Origin of the sequence: Limosilactobacillus sp. (assembly GCF_040772465.1) — a bacterium.
In the GTDB taxonomy this organism is placed as follows: domain Bacteria; phylum Bacillota; class Bacilli; order Lactobacillales; family Lactobacillaceae; genus Limosilactobacillus.
This window is the reverse complement of the sequence record NZ_JAXGYB010000006.1, coordinates 17,596-32,721: the sequence shown is the minus strand read 5'-3', so window position 1 is coordinate 32,721 and position 15,126 is coordinate 17,596. Positions and strand designations below refer to the sequence as shown.

16 protein-coding genes are annotated in these 15,126 nt (G+C 47.1%); 3 read left to right on the top strand and 13 right to left on the bottom strand.

Annotated elements, in window-relative coordinates; all coding sequences use genetic code 11:
- Positions 1–30: 30 nt before the first annotated feature.
- A complete protein-coding gene (locus tag AB3114_RS06705; RefSeq protein ID WP_367342490.1) occupies positions 31–498 on the top strand; it encodes a low molecular weight protein-tyrosine-phosphatase in 468 nt (155 codons plus the stop codon).
- Positions 499–539: 41 nt separating this feature from the next.
- Here the strand turns inward: AB3114_RS06705 and AB3114_RS06700 are convergent, their stop codons facing one another.
- The 6 genes from AB3114_RS06700 to AB3114_RS06675 form a co-directional block, all read right to left on the bottom strand.
- Positions 540–1,232: a class A sortase gene (locus tag AB3114_RS06700; protein ID WP_367342489.1), complete on the bottom strand. Its 693-nt coding sequence runs from the start codon at positions 1,230–1,232 to the stop codon at positions 540–542.
- A 101-nt stretch (positions 1,233–1,333) separates the two neighbouring features.
- A complete protein-coding gene (locus AB3114_RS06695; RefSeq protein ID WP_283582823.1) occupies positions 1,334–1,579 on the bottom strand; it encodes a type B 50S ribosomal protein L31 in 246 nt (81 codons plus the stop codon).
- Between the two features lie 102 nt (positions 1,580–1,681).
- Positions 1,682–2,962, bottom strand: coding sequence for a UDP-N-acetylglucosamine 1-carboxyvinyltransferase (locus AB3114_RS06690; protein WP_367342488.1), 1,281 nt, complete (start codon positions 2,960–2,962; stop codon positions 1,682–1,684).
- 124 nt (positions 2,963–3,086) lie between these two features.
- A complete protein-coding gene (locus AB3114_RS06685; protein WP_367342487.1) occupies positions 3,087–4,691 on the bottom strand; it encodes a CTP synthase in 1,605 nt (534 codons plus the stop codon).
- Positions 4,692–4,863: 172 nt separating this feature from the next.
- Entirely contained in the window at positions 4,864–5,427 is a 564-nt protein-coding gene (rpoE, locus tag AB3114_RS06680; protein ID WP_367342486.1) for a DNA-directed RNA polymerase subunit delta, read from the bottom strand.
- A gap of 46 nt (positions 5,428–5,473) precedes the next feature.
- On the bottom strand, positions 5,474–5,899 hold the full coding sequence (locus AB3114_RS06675) for a DUF1934 domain-containing protein (protein ID WP_367342485.1): 426 nt from the start codon (positions 5,897–5,899) through the stop codon (positions 5,474–5,476).
- 131 nt (positions 5,900–6,030) lie between these two features.
- On the opposite strand from AB3114_RS06675, the gene AB3114_RS06670 reads away from it, so the two are divergent.
- On the top strand, positions 6,031–7,392 hold the full coding sequence (locus AB3114_RS06670; RefSeq protein WP_367342484.1) for an HD domain-containing protein: 1,362 nt from the start codon (positions 6,031–6,033) through the stop codon (positions 7,390–7,392).
- 2 nt (positions 7,393–7,394) lie between these two features.
- Positions 7,395–8,216, top strand: a complete 822-nt coding sequence (locus tag AB3114_RS06665; RefSeq protein ID WP_367342483.1) for a Cof-type HAD-IIB family hydrolase — start codon at positions 7,395–7,397, stop codon at positions 8,214–8,216.
- Between the two features lie 70 nt (positions 8,217–8,286).
- Here AB3114_RS06665 and AB3114_RS06660 read toward each other — a convergent pair whose 3' ends face one another.
- The 7 genes from AB3114_RS06660 to AB3114_RS06630 form a co-directional block, all read right to left on the bottom strand.
- Positions 8,287–8,991, bottom strand: coding sequence for a hypothetical protein (locus AB3114_RS06660; RefSeq protein ID WP_367342482.1), 705 nt, complete (start codon positions 8,989–8,991; stop codon positions 8,287–8,289).
- Between the two features lie 337 nt (positions 8,992–9,328).
- A complete protein-coding gene (locus tag AB3114_RS06655) occupies positions 9,329–10,309 on the bottom strand; it encodes a ribose-phosphate diphosphokinase (protein WP_367342481.1) in 981 nt (326 codons plus the stop codon).
- Positions 10,310–10,379: 70 nt separating this feature from the next.
- Positions 10,380–11,747: a bifunctional UDP-N-acetylglucosamine diphosphorylase/glucosamine-1-phosphate N-acetyltransferase GlmU gene (glmU, locus tag AB3114_RS06650; RefSeq protein WP_367342480.1), complete on the bottom strand. Its 1,368-nt coding sequence runs from the start codon at positions 11,745–11,747 to the stop codon at positions 10,380–10,382.
- Positions 11,748–11,763: 16 nt separating this feature from the next.
- Entirely contained in the window at positions 11,764–12,591 is an 828-nt protein-coding gene (gene purR, locus AB3114_RS06645) for a pur operon repressor (RefSeq protein ID WP_367342479.1), read from the bottom strand.
- A gap of 92 nt (positions 12,592–12,683) precedes the next feature.
- Positions 12,684–13,478 carry a metal ABC transporter permease gene (locus AB3114_RS06640; protein ID WP_367342478.1) on the bottom strand — a complete coding sequence of 265 codons (795 nt, stop codon included), beginning with the start codon at positions 13,476–13,478 and terminating at the stop codon, positions 12,684–12,686.
- A complete protein-coding gene (locus AB3114_RS06635; protein WP_367342581.1) occupies positions 13,478–14,149 on the bottom strand; it encodes a metal ABC transporter ATP-binding protein in 672 nt (223 codons plus the stop codon). The genes AB3114_RS06640 and AB3114_RS06635 overlap by 1 nt, the downstream gene beginning before the upstream one ends.
- Complete coding sequence (locus AB3114_RS06630) at positions 14,136–15,068, bottom strand: zinc ABC transporter substrate-binding protein (RefSeq protein ID WP_367342477.1); 933 nt, start codon at positions 15,066–15,068, stop codon at positions 14,136–14,138. The genes AB3114_RS06635 and AB3114_RS06630 overlap by 14 nt, the downstream gene beginning before the upstream one ends.
- Between the last annotated feature and the right edge of the window lie 58 nt (positions 15,069–15,126).

Sequence of the window (15,126 nt, the reverse complement as noted above, 5' to 3'; positions counted from 1 at the left end):
AATCTATCAACTCCATAGGGGGATTTAGCAATGAAAATTCTGTTTGTATGTCTCGGCAATATCTGCCGGTCCGCAATGGCGGAAACCATGTTCACTAAAATGGTCGCTGACGCGGGACTCAGTGACAAAATCACGGTGGACTCCGCCGGAACCAGTGATGAAGAACACGGTCACCCGATGCATCCAGGTGCTCGCCGCGAACTGAAGAAGCACGGCATGGACGGTCGCGGTCATCATGCCCGCCAGGTTAACCGCCAAGACTTTAAAACAGCTGATTTCATCGTCGGCATGGACGACATGAACATGGAAGATTTAAAGATGATGGCGCCAAAAGGTAGTCATGCTCAAATCTTTGCTATCTTTGACTTACTGCCGGATTTAAAGGGCCAAGCCATTCCTGACCCGTGGTACACGCACCGTTTTGGTGACACTTATGACAGTCTGGAAACCGCTTTGCCATCTTGGCTGGATAAGTGCAAGGAATATTTGAATAAGTAAAAAAATGAGGTTGGGCAGCAAGTGCTCAACCTCATTTTTCATTAGCGTCCATTTGTGTATTTCGAGCTAAAAGCCTTTTGAACATTAGCCGGTGCCGACTTAAACACTTCTGACTTTACCAAATGACCGCGAATTAACAAACGCCGCGCCCCAGTTGCGTCGCAGGTAACCATCGTGATGATCGGTTGCTTCGTATTGTTAACTACATCCACGCGGGTAGCCGCGATAAAGGTACGCTTATAGATCTTGTATTCATAAACCCGCTTTAAGTCAGTCAGATACACCATTTGACCAACCTTGGCGTGGTAATACAACGGTGAGAACAAAATTTTACTTCCGTTAGCCATATTATGACCAGCTAACGCATAGTTGCCTTGTCCCATCTTCATGCCTGGACGCATCGTTCCCGCAGCCAAAGCCAACGTTGTGTTGTCTACACCCTTGGCAACCGGAATGGTCATATTAATTTCAGGCATTGAAATTTCTCCGATGATGTTAATCTGCTGTCGACTGGCACGAGCACGTGCAGCAGATTGCAGATTCAAATCTTTGACATCGCTGAAATTATAGGTGCCTTTTTTCTTGTTATTGTTTGCAATAGATTGCCGCGTCACCTTTGGCCGGTAGGTCGCTACAATTTGTTCCTTAATTGGCTGATTAAAGATCAACACTAAGCCAACCACTAAAAGAATGGCCATGGTGATCCAACGAAGCCACGGACGTCTTTGCTTCATCACAATATCCCCTCAAAAATTATTAATCAGCCTTCAGTATAACCGCCCAAAAGCACCAAGACAATAAAAAAGCAGTGGCAACAACCACTGCTGAATTAGTCTTACTTGAGACCATATTTTTTGTTGAATTTGTCCACCGCACCATCGGCCTTGTTGAACTTTTGCTTGCCGGTGTAGAACGGGTGAGAGTCAGAAGTAACTTCAACCCGGATCAGTGGGTATTCGTTACCGTCTTCCCACTTCGTCGTTTCCTTAGAAGTAGCGGTAGAACCGGAAATAAACTTGTAACCGGTAGCTGAATCTTCAAACACTACCAGGTGGTAATCTGGATGAATTCCTTGCTTCATAATAATTTCTCCTTTGCCATGAATCATTGCCTGAAACATAGTTCTTCTTCGTTTAGTCAACTTTTGCATGATAGCATAATTCCAGCTACGATGCAAGCGCAATTAATGGATGTCCACTTTCTCGTCTTCGTCAGAGATCGCAACGTCGGCGTTCAAGCGGTTGAGTTTCCAAACGATCCGGTCATAGCCGCGCAAGATATTGCCTGCATGATGAATCACGGTTGTACCATGAGCCATCAATGCCGCGATCATCAACGCTGCCCCGGCACGAATTTCACCAGCTTCAACGTCAGCACCATGTAATTCAGGCGAGTGTTTAACAGTGATAATCCCGTGGTCAACGCTGATATTAACACCCATCTTCTGTAATTGCGGAATATGACCTACCCGCTTTGGATAGATCGTATCCTGAATGGTACTCTGCCCAGCTGCCTTCGCCATCAGTGGTGTCAGTGGCTGCTGAAGATCGGTTGCAAAACCCGGATATGGGTTGGTCTTAACTTTCACGCCGTGTAAATTATCAGATTTTGGCACAAAAATCTTATCACTGTCGATTTGGAGCTTGACGCCCATTTCAATCATCTTACTGGTGTAAGCTTCCAAGTGCTCAGGAATAACGTTATTCAGCATTATCCCATCACCCATTGCTGCAGCCAAAGAAAGATAAGTTCCCGTTTCAATGCGGTCAGCAATTACCGTATGGGTGTTCATTGACTGAAGCGTATCGACTCCAGTAATTCGAATCTGTGTGGCCCCCGCACCACGAATTTCAGCACCCATGTTGTTAAGGAAGGTCGCCAGGTCAATAATTTCTGGCTCACGTGCTGCATTTTCAATAATCGTCGTTCCCTCAGCACGCACTGCTGCCAAAATCGCGTTAATCGTTGCCCCAACTGAAACGACATCGAGAAAAATACGGTTGCCATGTAACCCATCTGGCGCCTCAAGATGAACGGTCCCATTATTTTCGGAAACCGTTGCACCTAGAGATTTAAAAGCTTTCAAGTGTTGGTCAATTGGCCGCGGCCCGATATTATCCCCACCAGGAAAAGTCAAAGTTGCCCGGTGAAAGCGACCAAGCAGAGCGCCCATAAAGTAGTATGAAGCACGTAAACTCTTGATCGCCTTACTTGGCAATTCAGCTTCTACGATTTGGGTAGGATCGATGTCCAAGACCCCGTGACTAAAAGATGATTTAACGTTCATCGACTGCAGAATAATCATCAAGTTATGGACGTCCAATATGTCAGGAACAGTGTCAAAACGGACCGGAGTATCTGCGAGAATGGCAGCAGGAATTAGCGCCACTGTGGAATTTTTAGCGCCCCCAATAGTAACTTCACCGCTTAAACGGTTTCCCCCTTTAATGATCATCTTTTTCATCGCTCAACGTCCTCGTTTCAAAAAATAAAGTTTCACGTCACTGTGAAAAACAGTCATAATCATGATAATTAACTTCCTAGATAATTACAACCGTCTTTGGTAAATCGTTTCGCAATCTTTCTGATTACTTGCCTTGGGCTGCAGCCTTGATAAAGGCAGCAAACAGCCCCTCGGGACGGTTCGGGCGAGAAAGGAATTCTGGGTGGTATTGGGAAGCAACAAAGAACTTCTTATCTGGCAATTCGACAACTTCAACCAGGTGGTCATCAGGAGAAGTACCAGAGAATACCATTCCGTGGCTAGCCATCGCATCACGGAATTTGTTGTTGAATTCGTAACGGTGACGGTGGCGTTCACTAATCTGCTTCTTATTGCCATAAGCAGCGGCAGCAACCGTTCCTGGCTTCAACTTGCAAGGGTAAGCACCCAGGCGTTGGGTTCCACCCATGTTCTCAACATCTTCCTGGTCAGCCATCAGGTCAATGATATTGTGCTTGGTGTTCGGGTTAAATTCAGTTGAGTTGGCATCCTTGTAGCCCAGAACATCGCGGGCAAATTCGATGCAAGCCGTCTGCATACCCAAGCAGATGCCGAGGTACGGCACGTCGTTTTCACGGGCGTACTTGATAGCTGAGATCATGCCTTCGATTCCCCGAGAGCCAAAACCACCAGGAACCAAGATTCCATCATACTTGCCCAGTTTTTCTGCAACGTTGTCGTCGTTGATCGTTTCGGAATTGAAGTGATCAATCTTGACGTTGGCGTTAACAGGGTAGCCGGCATGACGCAAAGCTTCGTTAACAGAAATGTAGGCGTCTTGCAAGTTAGTGTACTTGCCGACCATGGCAATCCGAACAGTCTTTGTCAGGTCGTTTTCAATATGATGAACCATTTCAGTCCATTCCCGCATATCGGCTTCTGGTGCATCGATACCGAAGTGGTCACAAACCAGTTGGTCGAAGCCTTGCTTCTGCAAGTTCAACGGAATTTCGTACAAGGTATGAACATCGAGTGATTCGATAACGGCCTTTGGATCAACGTCACAGAACAGAGCAATCTTCTTACGCATTTCTTCAGTGATCGGCTTCTCAGTCCGAACAACCAAAATGTTAGGTTGAATGCCAAGTCCACGAAGTTCACGGACACTGTGTTGGGTCGGCTTCGTCTTCATTTCACCAGCAGCCCGCAGGTAAGGAACCAGGGTAGCATGAATATAGAGGACGTTATCAGCACCGGCTTCCTTCTTCATTTGCCGAATGGCTTCCATAAATGGCTGGGATTCGATGTCACCAACGGTCCCACCGATTTCGGTGATCACAACTTCGGCGTCCGTGCTTTGGCCCGCCCGCATGATCTTGTCTTTGATGGCGTTAGTGATATGCGGAATAACCTGGACGGTATGGCCGAGGTAATCCCCACGCCGTTCTTTGTGCAGAACTTCGGAATAGATCTTACCAGTAGTGACGTTACTGTATTTGTTAAGGTCGTTGTCAATAAACCGTTCATAGTGACCAAGGTCCAAATCAGTTTCAGTACCATCGTTAGTGACGAAAACTTCACCGTGCTGGTATGGACTCATCGTTCCTGGGTCAACGTTGATATATGGATCAAACTTCTGAATGGCAACTTTTAAGCCCCGGTTCTTCAGCAGTCGGCCCAGTGATGCGGCAACAATGCCCTTGCCCAGGGAAGAAACAACCCCACCAGTAACAAAAATATACTTGGTCATGTGCACTCTCCTTTAATGCAAAAACGGTCTACAATCAACAAAAAATCCCCATTTCCAATAGAAACGGGGAACATTTAAACAAGGTCTAGGCCTAAGAATTCTTAGGCGCCCTTGGAAAATAGTACAAGCCGGGAGACAATTAGTCAACCCTTTTCAGCACTTATCAATTTATTTATTCTTCATCGCCATCATCGAGGCTGTCATCATCGGCGTCGTTGTGCAACTCGGTCAATTGATCCTCGAGGTTGTCGTCACCCAGGTCGTTATCATCATCTGGATTGTCTTCGTCATAATCGTCGTCGCTGTCCGTGTCGGTATCAGTGTCGTCTAAGTCGTCATCTTCTGGGTCGTCGTTGTCGTAGTCGATCACGTCGTCGTCATCGTCAGTCCCAGCTAAGAAGGCGTTGACCTTGCGACGCTTCTTCTTTGGACGTTCTTCATCATCTTCGTCATTGTCACCGACAGTGGCTTCGTCAATTGATTCGTATGGGTACCATGAACGAAGGCCCCAGGTGTTGTCACCGAGGGAAATGAAGCTGCCATCGATATTCAGGTCAGTGTAGAATTGCGACAAACGTTCACGAATTTCTTCATCGCTTTTGCCTAGGTATTGTTGAATTTCGTTGGTCAAATCAACAAAAGACATCGCCTTACCGTGCTCATTAAGGATGGCGTGGGCCACCTCAACCATTGACAGCTCTGACTTATCCTGGCCATCAAATACCTTCAAATCCAAACTGGTGCACATCCCTTCGAAAAAGTCTAAACTTTATAATACAATATCAAGCATTGAATTGCAATGCCAGCTCGTAGTCACCAACCAGCATCCCTTGCGAGTGCAACTGGTAAGCCACCGTTAGTTTACCCGAGTGTTCTTCCCAGTCAACTTCTTTTTCCAGTTGCTTGGTCACTACTTCCAAATCAATTTGACCATACTGGGTCTGATACTGGCTTGCGGTCGTTTTATTTTGATCAAAAGTCAGGTTTGTCTTGGGCTCGCCTTCCCGGGTCAGCTGCAGGGCATCTTCCAACAGCTTAAATTGAACCGGAGTTGCAATGCCATGCTGGTGTTCAACGTAACGCAGGTAGCGTTGGTGTTCGTTGAAACGAACCAGTTGGCCGCTTTCGTCAAAGTGAAATTTTTGTGATTGACCATCTTGGGTAATGGTCGTTGTTAGATGAACTTTAACTGGTGTAATTTCTTTCATTGCTTTTCGTCCTCCAGGCACACATTATACCGACTCTGCCGGGAAAATGCAGTAACTTTGCCCTACTAACTAACGATGTGGATAATACTTGATATAATATAAGATATCAACTTAAGCAAGCGAGGATTCAAATGAGTTTTTCTGATGAACGCTTAACACGCGAGAAAGTTTTTCGAGATCCCATTCACGGAACGATCACGGTAGACAACCAGGTCATTCTGGACCTCATCGATACCCCTGAATTTCAGCGTTTACGCCGGGTCAAACAGTTAGGGACGACTTCCCTCGTCTTCCACGGGGCCGAACACTCCCGCTTTGGTCACTGCCTAGGCGTCTACGAAATTGCTCGCCGTATGTGCAACCAATTTCAGCGCAATTATCCAACACAGCATCCTGGTGATGGCTTGTGGGATGACCGTGAACGGCCAGTTGCCCTGTGTGCCGCCCTGCTTCACGACTTGGGCCACGGTCCGTTTTCCCATACGTTCGAACACATTTTTAAGACGGACCACGAAGCTATTACCCGGCAACTGATTACCAGTCCGCAAACTAACGTCAACCACATTCTGAGACGGTGTGGTAAGGACTTCCCCCAAAAAGTGGCCAGTGTGATCGATCACACCTATCCTAATAAACAAGTGGTTCAAATGATTTCCAGTCAGGTCGACGCTGACCGAATGGACTACCTCCAACGCGATGCTTACTACACGGGAACAAATTATGGAAAATTCGACTTGGACCGGGTTTTGCGAGTCATGCAACCAACGAAGAACGGAATTGCCTTCTCAATGTCTGGCATGCACGCCGTTGAAGATTACATTATCAGCCGCCTGCAGATGTATCTCCAGGTTTACTTTCATCCCGTCACCCGGTCGATGGAAGTCATTTTGGATCACTTACTGATGCGAGCAAAGTACCTCTACCAGCATCCCCGGATGGCTGAGCCTGAATTTACACCCCACCTGTTGATGCCGTTCTTTACCGGTCACTTCAGCCTTCAGGATTACCTGGCACTGGATGACGGTTCGCTAACAACGTACTTTACTCACTGGAAAACGGCTCACGATGATATTTTGCGTGATCTCGCCCACCGCTTTTTAGACCGGCGACCATTCAAGTCCGTAGAATACGACAGCCAAACCGCAAAGCTCTTACCACGGTTACGGCAAATCACAACCCGTGCGGGCTTTGATAGCCAATACTACACTGCTGTCAATTCTAGCTACAAGTTGCCATATGACACGTACCATCCCCAGGCTTCGGCACCGCAGACGCAAATTGAATTACGTCAGCCGGATGGCACCGAAATTGAGCTGACCCAAGTCTCCACTTTAGTGGCTAGCGTATCCGGCAAAGAAGCAGGAGACCAACGTTTCTTCTTCCCACGCGAAATGCTTAGCAACCAGGGTGATGAACTATTCCAACCGCTTTATGATGAATTTCAATCCTATTTGCAAAATAATCAACTCGTCAATCCCAGAAAGGATCACTAACAATGGCAATTAAGATGATCGCAATCGATATCGACCAAACCCTCAACAACGACCAGCACGAAATTACTCCCGGCGTCAAAGCAGCCATCAACGCTGCTACTCAAGCTGGTATCAAAGTAGTTCTCTGCACAGGACGACCGATGACAGGTGTTCGTCCTTATCTCCAAACGCTGAGCTTAGACGATCGTGATGACCAATACGTTATCTGTTTCAACGGGGCAAGTGCCCAAACTACTAGTGGCAAGCCACTTGCCGATTACACATTGCATTTTGAGGATTTCCTCGATTGGGAACTGTTTATCAGAAAAGTTGGGGTCCAGGGACACATCGACACAGCCGCAGACGCTTATACCCCTAATCAAGATATCAACCACTATACCGTCCATGAAGCTTACCTGGCCAACTTAGGACTTCATTACCGCAGCATGGATCAGTTGATGAAGATGCGCAACCAGCTAACTATCTACAAATTGATGATCGACGGACATAAGGAAGAGCTGGACCGCGTAACCCCGTTGATCCCTGAAGATTTTAAACATAAATTCCACATCATTCGCAGTGAAGAGTACTTCATCGAATTTATCAACCCCCAAGCTAACAAGGGCAACGCGCTCATGGAGCTGAGCAAAAAGCTAGGCATTAAGCAGAACGAAACGATGGCCCTCGGCAACGGTGGTAATGACCTTTCGATGATCAAGTCAGCCGGTCTTGGAGTAGCGATGGCCAATTCCATTCCCGACGTCCTGGATGCAGCCGATGAAGTCACCACTGACAATAATCACGACGGTGTGGCGGCAGCCATTAAAAAATATGCGTTGAATTAATCTTAAACAATCGAAAAAGCAGGGCTAGAACGAAAATTCTGGTCCTGCTTTTATGTTTATAAATGTAATTCTAACTAATCTTGCTTACTGTACCCGTTTGGCTGTTGTACGAGTAAATGCCAACCATATTAGCCACGGTGTTGTCTGAGTTATTACGCCGTACCTCAAAGTGGAAATTCTGTCCACTAGAAGACTGGGTAATAATTTGGTAATCACTGCCAGTAAAGCCCATCTTCGTGGCAAAATCCACCACTGCTTGATCTTCCGACACTTGAGAACTTTGCGAAGAACTGCTGCTGGAAGAGCTGTTAGCTTTTGTATTTTTTGGCGTTGTCTGAGAACTATTACTTGTTGCCACCTGGCCACCATTGGCAGCTCCGGATGCTCGTGCTGACAAAGTGTCCATGGCTGAATTAAGACGTTGGTTATTAGATTGCCGATTATTCAGTGCTGACACAGCTCCCTGATAATCATGACCATCGTAAGCCTTCTGGGCCTTTAAATAACTCTGCAGGTCACCCTTTAAATTTTGCACCCGCTGAGACGGATTAGCAACGTCATTCAAACGATCCATAGCCGTTTGGTAACGTCCCTCTTTAATTAACTTTTTGGCGTCGCGGTACGCCTTAGCAGATGGGCTTGCCGCGCTCGTTTTAGTCTGACTACTCGAAGTCGAACTAACAGACTGGGCCTGCTTGCCACAAGCAGTTGCCGTTAAAGTCAAAGCAATTACTAAGGCCCCTGCTAACAGGCGTTGATGTAATTTCATCTTCATTATCCGCTCCCCCTTTGCTTAGCTATATTTTATCATGGAGGCGCTTGCGAAAGACTAATTATTAAGGGATCTTAATAAGTTAACAAAATAACGGGAGCTGGCCTTGCCAACTCCCGTTGTTAGATTGATATGTGGGCTCTCTTAAGAGTCGGTCCGCACTTCCTATATTGCGAAAAAGAGCCATTACAATGCACAAACGATAACGTGCTACCTGACTCAGAACCCTAGTGCCTAACTACGAACAAAGGGCCGACATTTTCAATGCCAGCCCTTGGTCTAGGTTACGCCACGGGCTCTCTTACGAGTCAGTCCGCGCTTCCAATTTTTCAGCTCAATTTTAATCCGACATCTGCGTAAAGCGGTTCTTAAAAAGCGGGCTAACCGGCCGGTTCTCATTGATCCGCTTAATAGCTGAACCCAACAGTGGTCCAACTGACACTTGCTTGATCTTTGGCAATTGCTTTTCTTTTGGCAACTGGATCGAGTCGGTAACGACAACTTCCTTCAATGGTGACTTGTCGAGCCGTTCGATCGCTGGACCAGAGAAGACTGCATGCGTAGCCGCAGCATAAACTTCACGAGCACCCTGGTCAATTAAAGCCTGAGCGCCGAGTGTAATTGTACCAGCAGTATCGATCATGTCATCTAGCATGATACATTTCTTACCCTTAACGTCACCGATGATGTTCATAATTTGAGCAACATTAGCTTTCGGACGCCGTTTGTCGATAATAGCAATCGGTGCCTTCAGGAATTCGGCAAGACGACGAGCACGGGTAACACCACCGTGGTCTGGTGAAATAACCACAGCGTCCTTTGCCACGCCCTGGTCGATAAAGTAATCAGCTAGCAGTGGTGCCCCCATCAGGTGGTCCACTGGAATATCAAAGAAGCCTTGAATTTGGGCAGCATGCAGGTCAAGAGCTACAACCCGGTCAGCACCAGCATTTTGAATCATGTTGGCTACTAACTTAGCTGTAATTGGTTCACGTGAACGGGTCTTCCGATCCTGACGTGCATAGCCATAGTAAGGCATCACAACATTGATCGAATGTGCTGATGCACGGCGCAGGGCGTCGATCATGATCAGCAATTCCATCAGATTGTCATTGACTGGTGCTGACGTGGATTGGATGACGTAAACATTGTCACCACGAATACTCTCCTCAATGTTAATCTGAATTTCACCATCACTAAAACGGTCCACAGAAACCTTGCCGAGCTGAACCCCCACGGCATCGGCAATTTTTTGAGCCAAGGGACGGTTGGAATTCAACGCAAAAATCTTGAGACGGTCATCAAAGTATCGTTGTTTCATCGGGTCCTCCAAAAGAAAATCATAAGCCTACAGCTCTAATGATAGGGATAAACGAGCGAAAAAGCAATGTCTACCATGGAAGTTTTTTAGCGTAGTTCGGTTTATTGGTCTGGCGTTGACGAGCAATGGCCATGTCAAAACGTTCAGTTGAATCGGTAATCGTCGAACCTGCGGCAATAAACGAGTCTGCTGCAATGTTGACTGGTGCCACTAAGTTGGAATTGCTACCGATGAAGGCATGATCACCGACGTTGGTATGGTGCTTTTTAGAACCATCGTAGTTAACGAAGACAACACCACAGCCAACATTGATGTTTTTGCCCAGGGTTGCATTCCCAATGTAAGTCAGGTGACCAACCTTAGTACCGTCGCCAATGTAGGCCTTCTTCACTTCACAGAAGTTCCCAATGTGGACGTTCTTACCAATTTCTGCATTTGGACGCAAGTGACTGTTAGGACCAATGTCGCTGCCCGTGTGCATTTCAGATGATTCAAGGGTTGATGAAATAACCTTTACACCATCATGAATTGTGGTGTCAATAATCCGGGAGCCAGAACCGATAAAGCAATCGCTACCGATTGTCGTGTTGCCCTTGATAACAACGCCACCTTCGATAACTGTATCCTGGCCAATCTTAACATCAGCATCGATGTAAGTAGTTGATGGGTCAATCATGGAAACACCCTGTTGCATCAAATGCTTGTTGATCCGGGCCTGCATAATCTTGTTGGCACGAGCCAAAGCCACACGATCATTAACACCCATTGTCTCATTAAAGTCATTGTCACGATATGCGGTGACGACTTCGCCCTGTTGCTTCAGAATGGCGATGACGTCGGTCAAGTAGTATTCACCTTGGGCGTTATCATTGTTGATCTTCTTCAGAGCTTCGAACAATTTAGCGTTGTCAAAGCAGTAAACACCAGTGTTAATTTCCTTAATAGCTTGTTCTTCTTTAGTGGCATCCTTTTGTTCCACGATCCGCTCAACGATCCCCACATCATTGCGGACAATCCGGCCATAACCAGTAGGATCTGGTGCAACCGAAGTCAGAATAGTAGCTGCCGCATGACGTTGTTCGTGGTATTCAAAGAGGTGGTTAAAGGTCTCAGCCGTGAATAGTGGCGTGTCCCCGCTGACAACCAAGGTTTCCCCTTCGGCATCGCCCAGCAAATCTTTGGTCTGCATGACGGCATGACCAGTTCCGAGCTGTTGTTGCTGTAAAGCAAAACTGGTCCGTGAACCCAAAGTTTGTTTAACGGTATCAGCACCAAATCCTACAACCGTTACAATGTTATCAATATTAGCTTTAGACAATTGGTTAACAACGTGCTCAACCATTGTCTTACCACAAACTTGGTGAAGCACCTTGTACAACTTGGACTTCATCCGTGTACCCTTACCAGCTGCTAATACAATTGCATTTCTGTTAGCCATTTATTTTCTCTTCTTCCTAATCAAATACTGTTGTCATGTAACTACCAGGTTCTGCTACTAGCGTTTTACCATTTGTCTCCGGCGTATGCACCTTAATCAGCGATGTGCAATCATCCACTAAGCGCTGACCATCAAACTGACCTTCCGCAAAGACCGTCATCCCAGTCAAATGAGCACCGAATTCTTTAATTAACGAACACATGCCATTCAGGGTGCCACCACCCTTCATGAAGTCATCGACTACCACCACGTTAGCACCAGCCGAGAGTGTCCGCCGCGATAATTCCATCTTCTTGATGCGCTGGGAAGAACCAGATACGTAGTTAACGCTGACCGTCGACCCCTCCGTAATGTGTGAACTATTGCGGACAATCACAAACGGCCGGTTAAGATACATAGCGACACTCTGGGCAATCGGAATTCCTTTGGTTTCAACAGTCATCACTACGTCCACGTCCGTATCAACATACTGGGTGGCAATCAACTGCCCAACGGCCCGCAAGATATCTGGCCGACCCAGCAAATCAGACAGGTAAACATAACCGCCTGGCAGCAAGCGACTGTCATCTGCAACGGCGGCTACAAGCTGAGTGATCAACTTTTCGGCATTCTCCTTGGAATACATCGGCGTGTAACGTGCCCCACCAGAAGCACCCGGTAAGGTTTCCAACCGACCAATTCCGTTTTCCGCAAAGGTCCGCCGGATAATGCTTAAATCTTCACTAATCGATGACTTAGCAGAATCAAAGCGTTCACCAAAAAACTTGAGAGACACCAGCTTACGCGGATGCTCCATCAAGTAATGCGTCATGTCCACTAAGCGATTACTGCGTCGAACTTTCATCTTCTTACCTCTTTTTCCGAATATATGAACAATCACCGCCTTATCATAACATAAACGTTCGTCTTTTACTACTAACCCTCACAAAATCGCAATTATTCTTTGTCTTGGTGGCGGTACCACAATGCTGACACATAAATGGCAACTTCAATCGCTGCAATGAAGAAACTGACTGGCCAATTCGTCAAATAACCAAGATAGAGACCTAACCAGGTGCCGATTAAAGCAAAAAGAACGGCAACCAGCATCATCTTCGCAACCCCGTGCGTAAAGTATTTCGCACTTGCGGCCGGCAAAGTCAGCAGAATAAAAATCAACAATGAACCCACGATCTGGGCGGCAACACTGACTGACAAGGCCAATAGCAGCAAAAAGATAATCGAAATAGCTGTTGCACTGACCCCGTTCACCCGGGCGCCGATAGCATCGAAGGAGTCAAATTTCAGCCAGCGATATATCAACATGACTATGCCCAAAACTATCAGTGAAAGGATGATCAGCTGGTGAACTTCAGCTAAGCTGATCCCAACGACGCTACCAAAAAGAATGCTCGTCGCCGAACTGGCACTCTGGTTGCTCAATGACAAGAAGAGAATCCCCAAACCGATAAATAACGCCGAGACCGCGCTGATGACCGATTCACGACGCGACTCGTCACTACTAAATTGTCCAACTAAAACGGAGCTCAGCATCGTAAAGAGCAACATCCCCGATAGCGGCGACCAGCCCGCAAAGGTAGCAAAAGCCGCCCCGGCAAAGCCGATTTCCGACAAAGTATGGGTCAAGAATGACATGTTGCGGGCAACGACAAAGACGCCGATGACGCCACTCACCATGGCAATCATGGTGCTGGCCACGAAAGCATGTCGCATAAAGCTTAAGGTAAACATCAGTCATCCTCCTCCAGCTCACTCGGTAATTCATTGATCGGTCCCTGGCTGAAACGTCCGCCGCGTTCCAGGTGGAGATAGCGGGTTCCGTAGCGTTTTGCTAATTCCCAGTCGTGGGTAACGAATAAGACGCTAAGGTTGTTCTGCTGAAATTTAGCTACCAGGTCGAGCAAGTCAAATTTCATATCATTATCCAAACTCGCAGTTGATTCATCCATGATCAGCAGTTGAGGATCGTTGAGCAAGGCTTGCGCTAAGTAAGCCCGTTGTTTTTCACCGCCAGATGCCAGTCCCATCGGTCGATCAGCAATTTCCGTCAGTGACGTCGCATCTAAGATTTTGTGGAGTTGTTGCCGTTCTTTCCGGTTGATCCACGGTCGAATCGTTCGTGGCAAATTAAGGGCCACAAAGTCGGCTACCGAGAGGGGGTATTCCGCATCGAGGTTGCGAAATTGTGGTACATAACCAATCTGCAAACCGACTTGACGGTGAATTTCCCCTTCTGCAGGCTTTTTTAATCCTAGCAAAGCCCTGACAAGTGTTGTCTTGCCAACCCCATTTTCACCAATCAGGACCAGGAAATCACCCTCGGTAATGGCAAAACTCAGATCACTGACAATTGTGCGGTGACCATAACGTAGTGTTAAATTGTCCACATCAATGATTGAGATGGTTGTTCCCCTCCGTTTGAATTTTGATTAATTGACGATACTGTCGGCTCATCCACTGAACATAGTCTTCGTTAGCCGGTTGAGCTTCGCTGACCTTGACCACCGGGACGCCTTCTTGCTTTGCTAATCGCACTAAATTAGTGATCATCCGGTCGCTTGTCTGGACATTTTCCACTAGAAAGGCTACCCGGTGGTTCCGTAAATCATCCCGCAAATTTTTGATGTCAGCCGGCGAAGGATCATTACCGTCTTCGATGGCCTTGGCAAAATGACGGTCATTAATCTGATAACCCATGTGGTCCAGGGCATAGTCAAAAACCGGTTCTGTTACGTCAACCTGCTTTTGCGAAGAACGTTGGGCATTAGCGTGTGCCCGCTTAATTTGATGCTTTAGGCTAGCGAGCGAATGGCGATACAACCGTGCTCGTCGATAGTAATAATGGGCGTGTGATGGATCTAATTTGGCGTAACGGCGAGCTAACAAATCCGCTAGCTGGGGCATCGTTGATGGCCGGTACCAAACATGTTCGTTGGCCCCAGCCTTTTTGCCTGCTACCTGTTGAGCTACGTTGACCACCGTCTGCTTTTCGTCGTTGCCTGCCACTAGCTGACTCAGCCACTGGTCATAACCTAAGCCATTGACGATCACGACGTTGGCTCTAGCAACTTTTTCCGCTTGTGACGACGACGGCTGATAATCGTGAGGGTCGACAGCCGTTCCGTTGATGATCGAAGTCACGTGACCGTATTTACCGGCCACCGCCCGAGCAGTTTCACCATAAAAATTGAGGCTAGTAACCACCCGAATGGGACGTGACGCTTGGCGGCGCGGTTGCCAGTCGGTCACCATCAAAAGCAAAATTATGGCAAGGATAGCTATTAAAGTTGTGACACCAATAAAGAATTTTCGATTTTTCAAAAGGCACTCCCTCATGAAAAAAGCGCCAGTCGTCACCGCCAACGATGGTGGTAGCGCC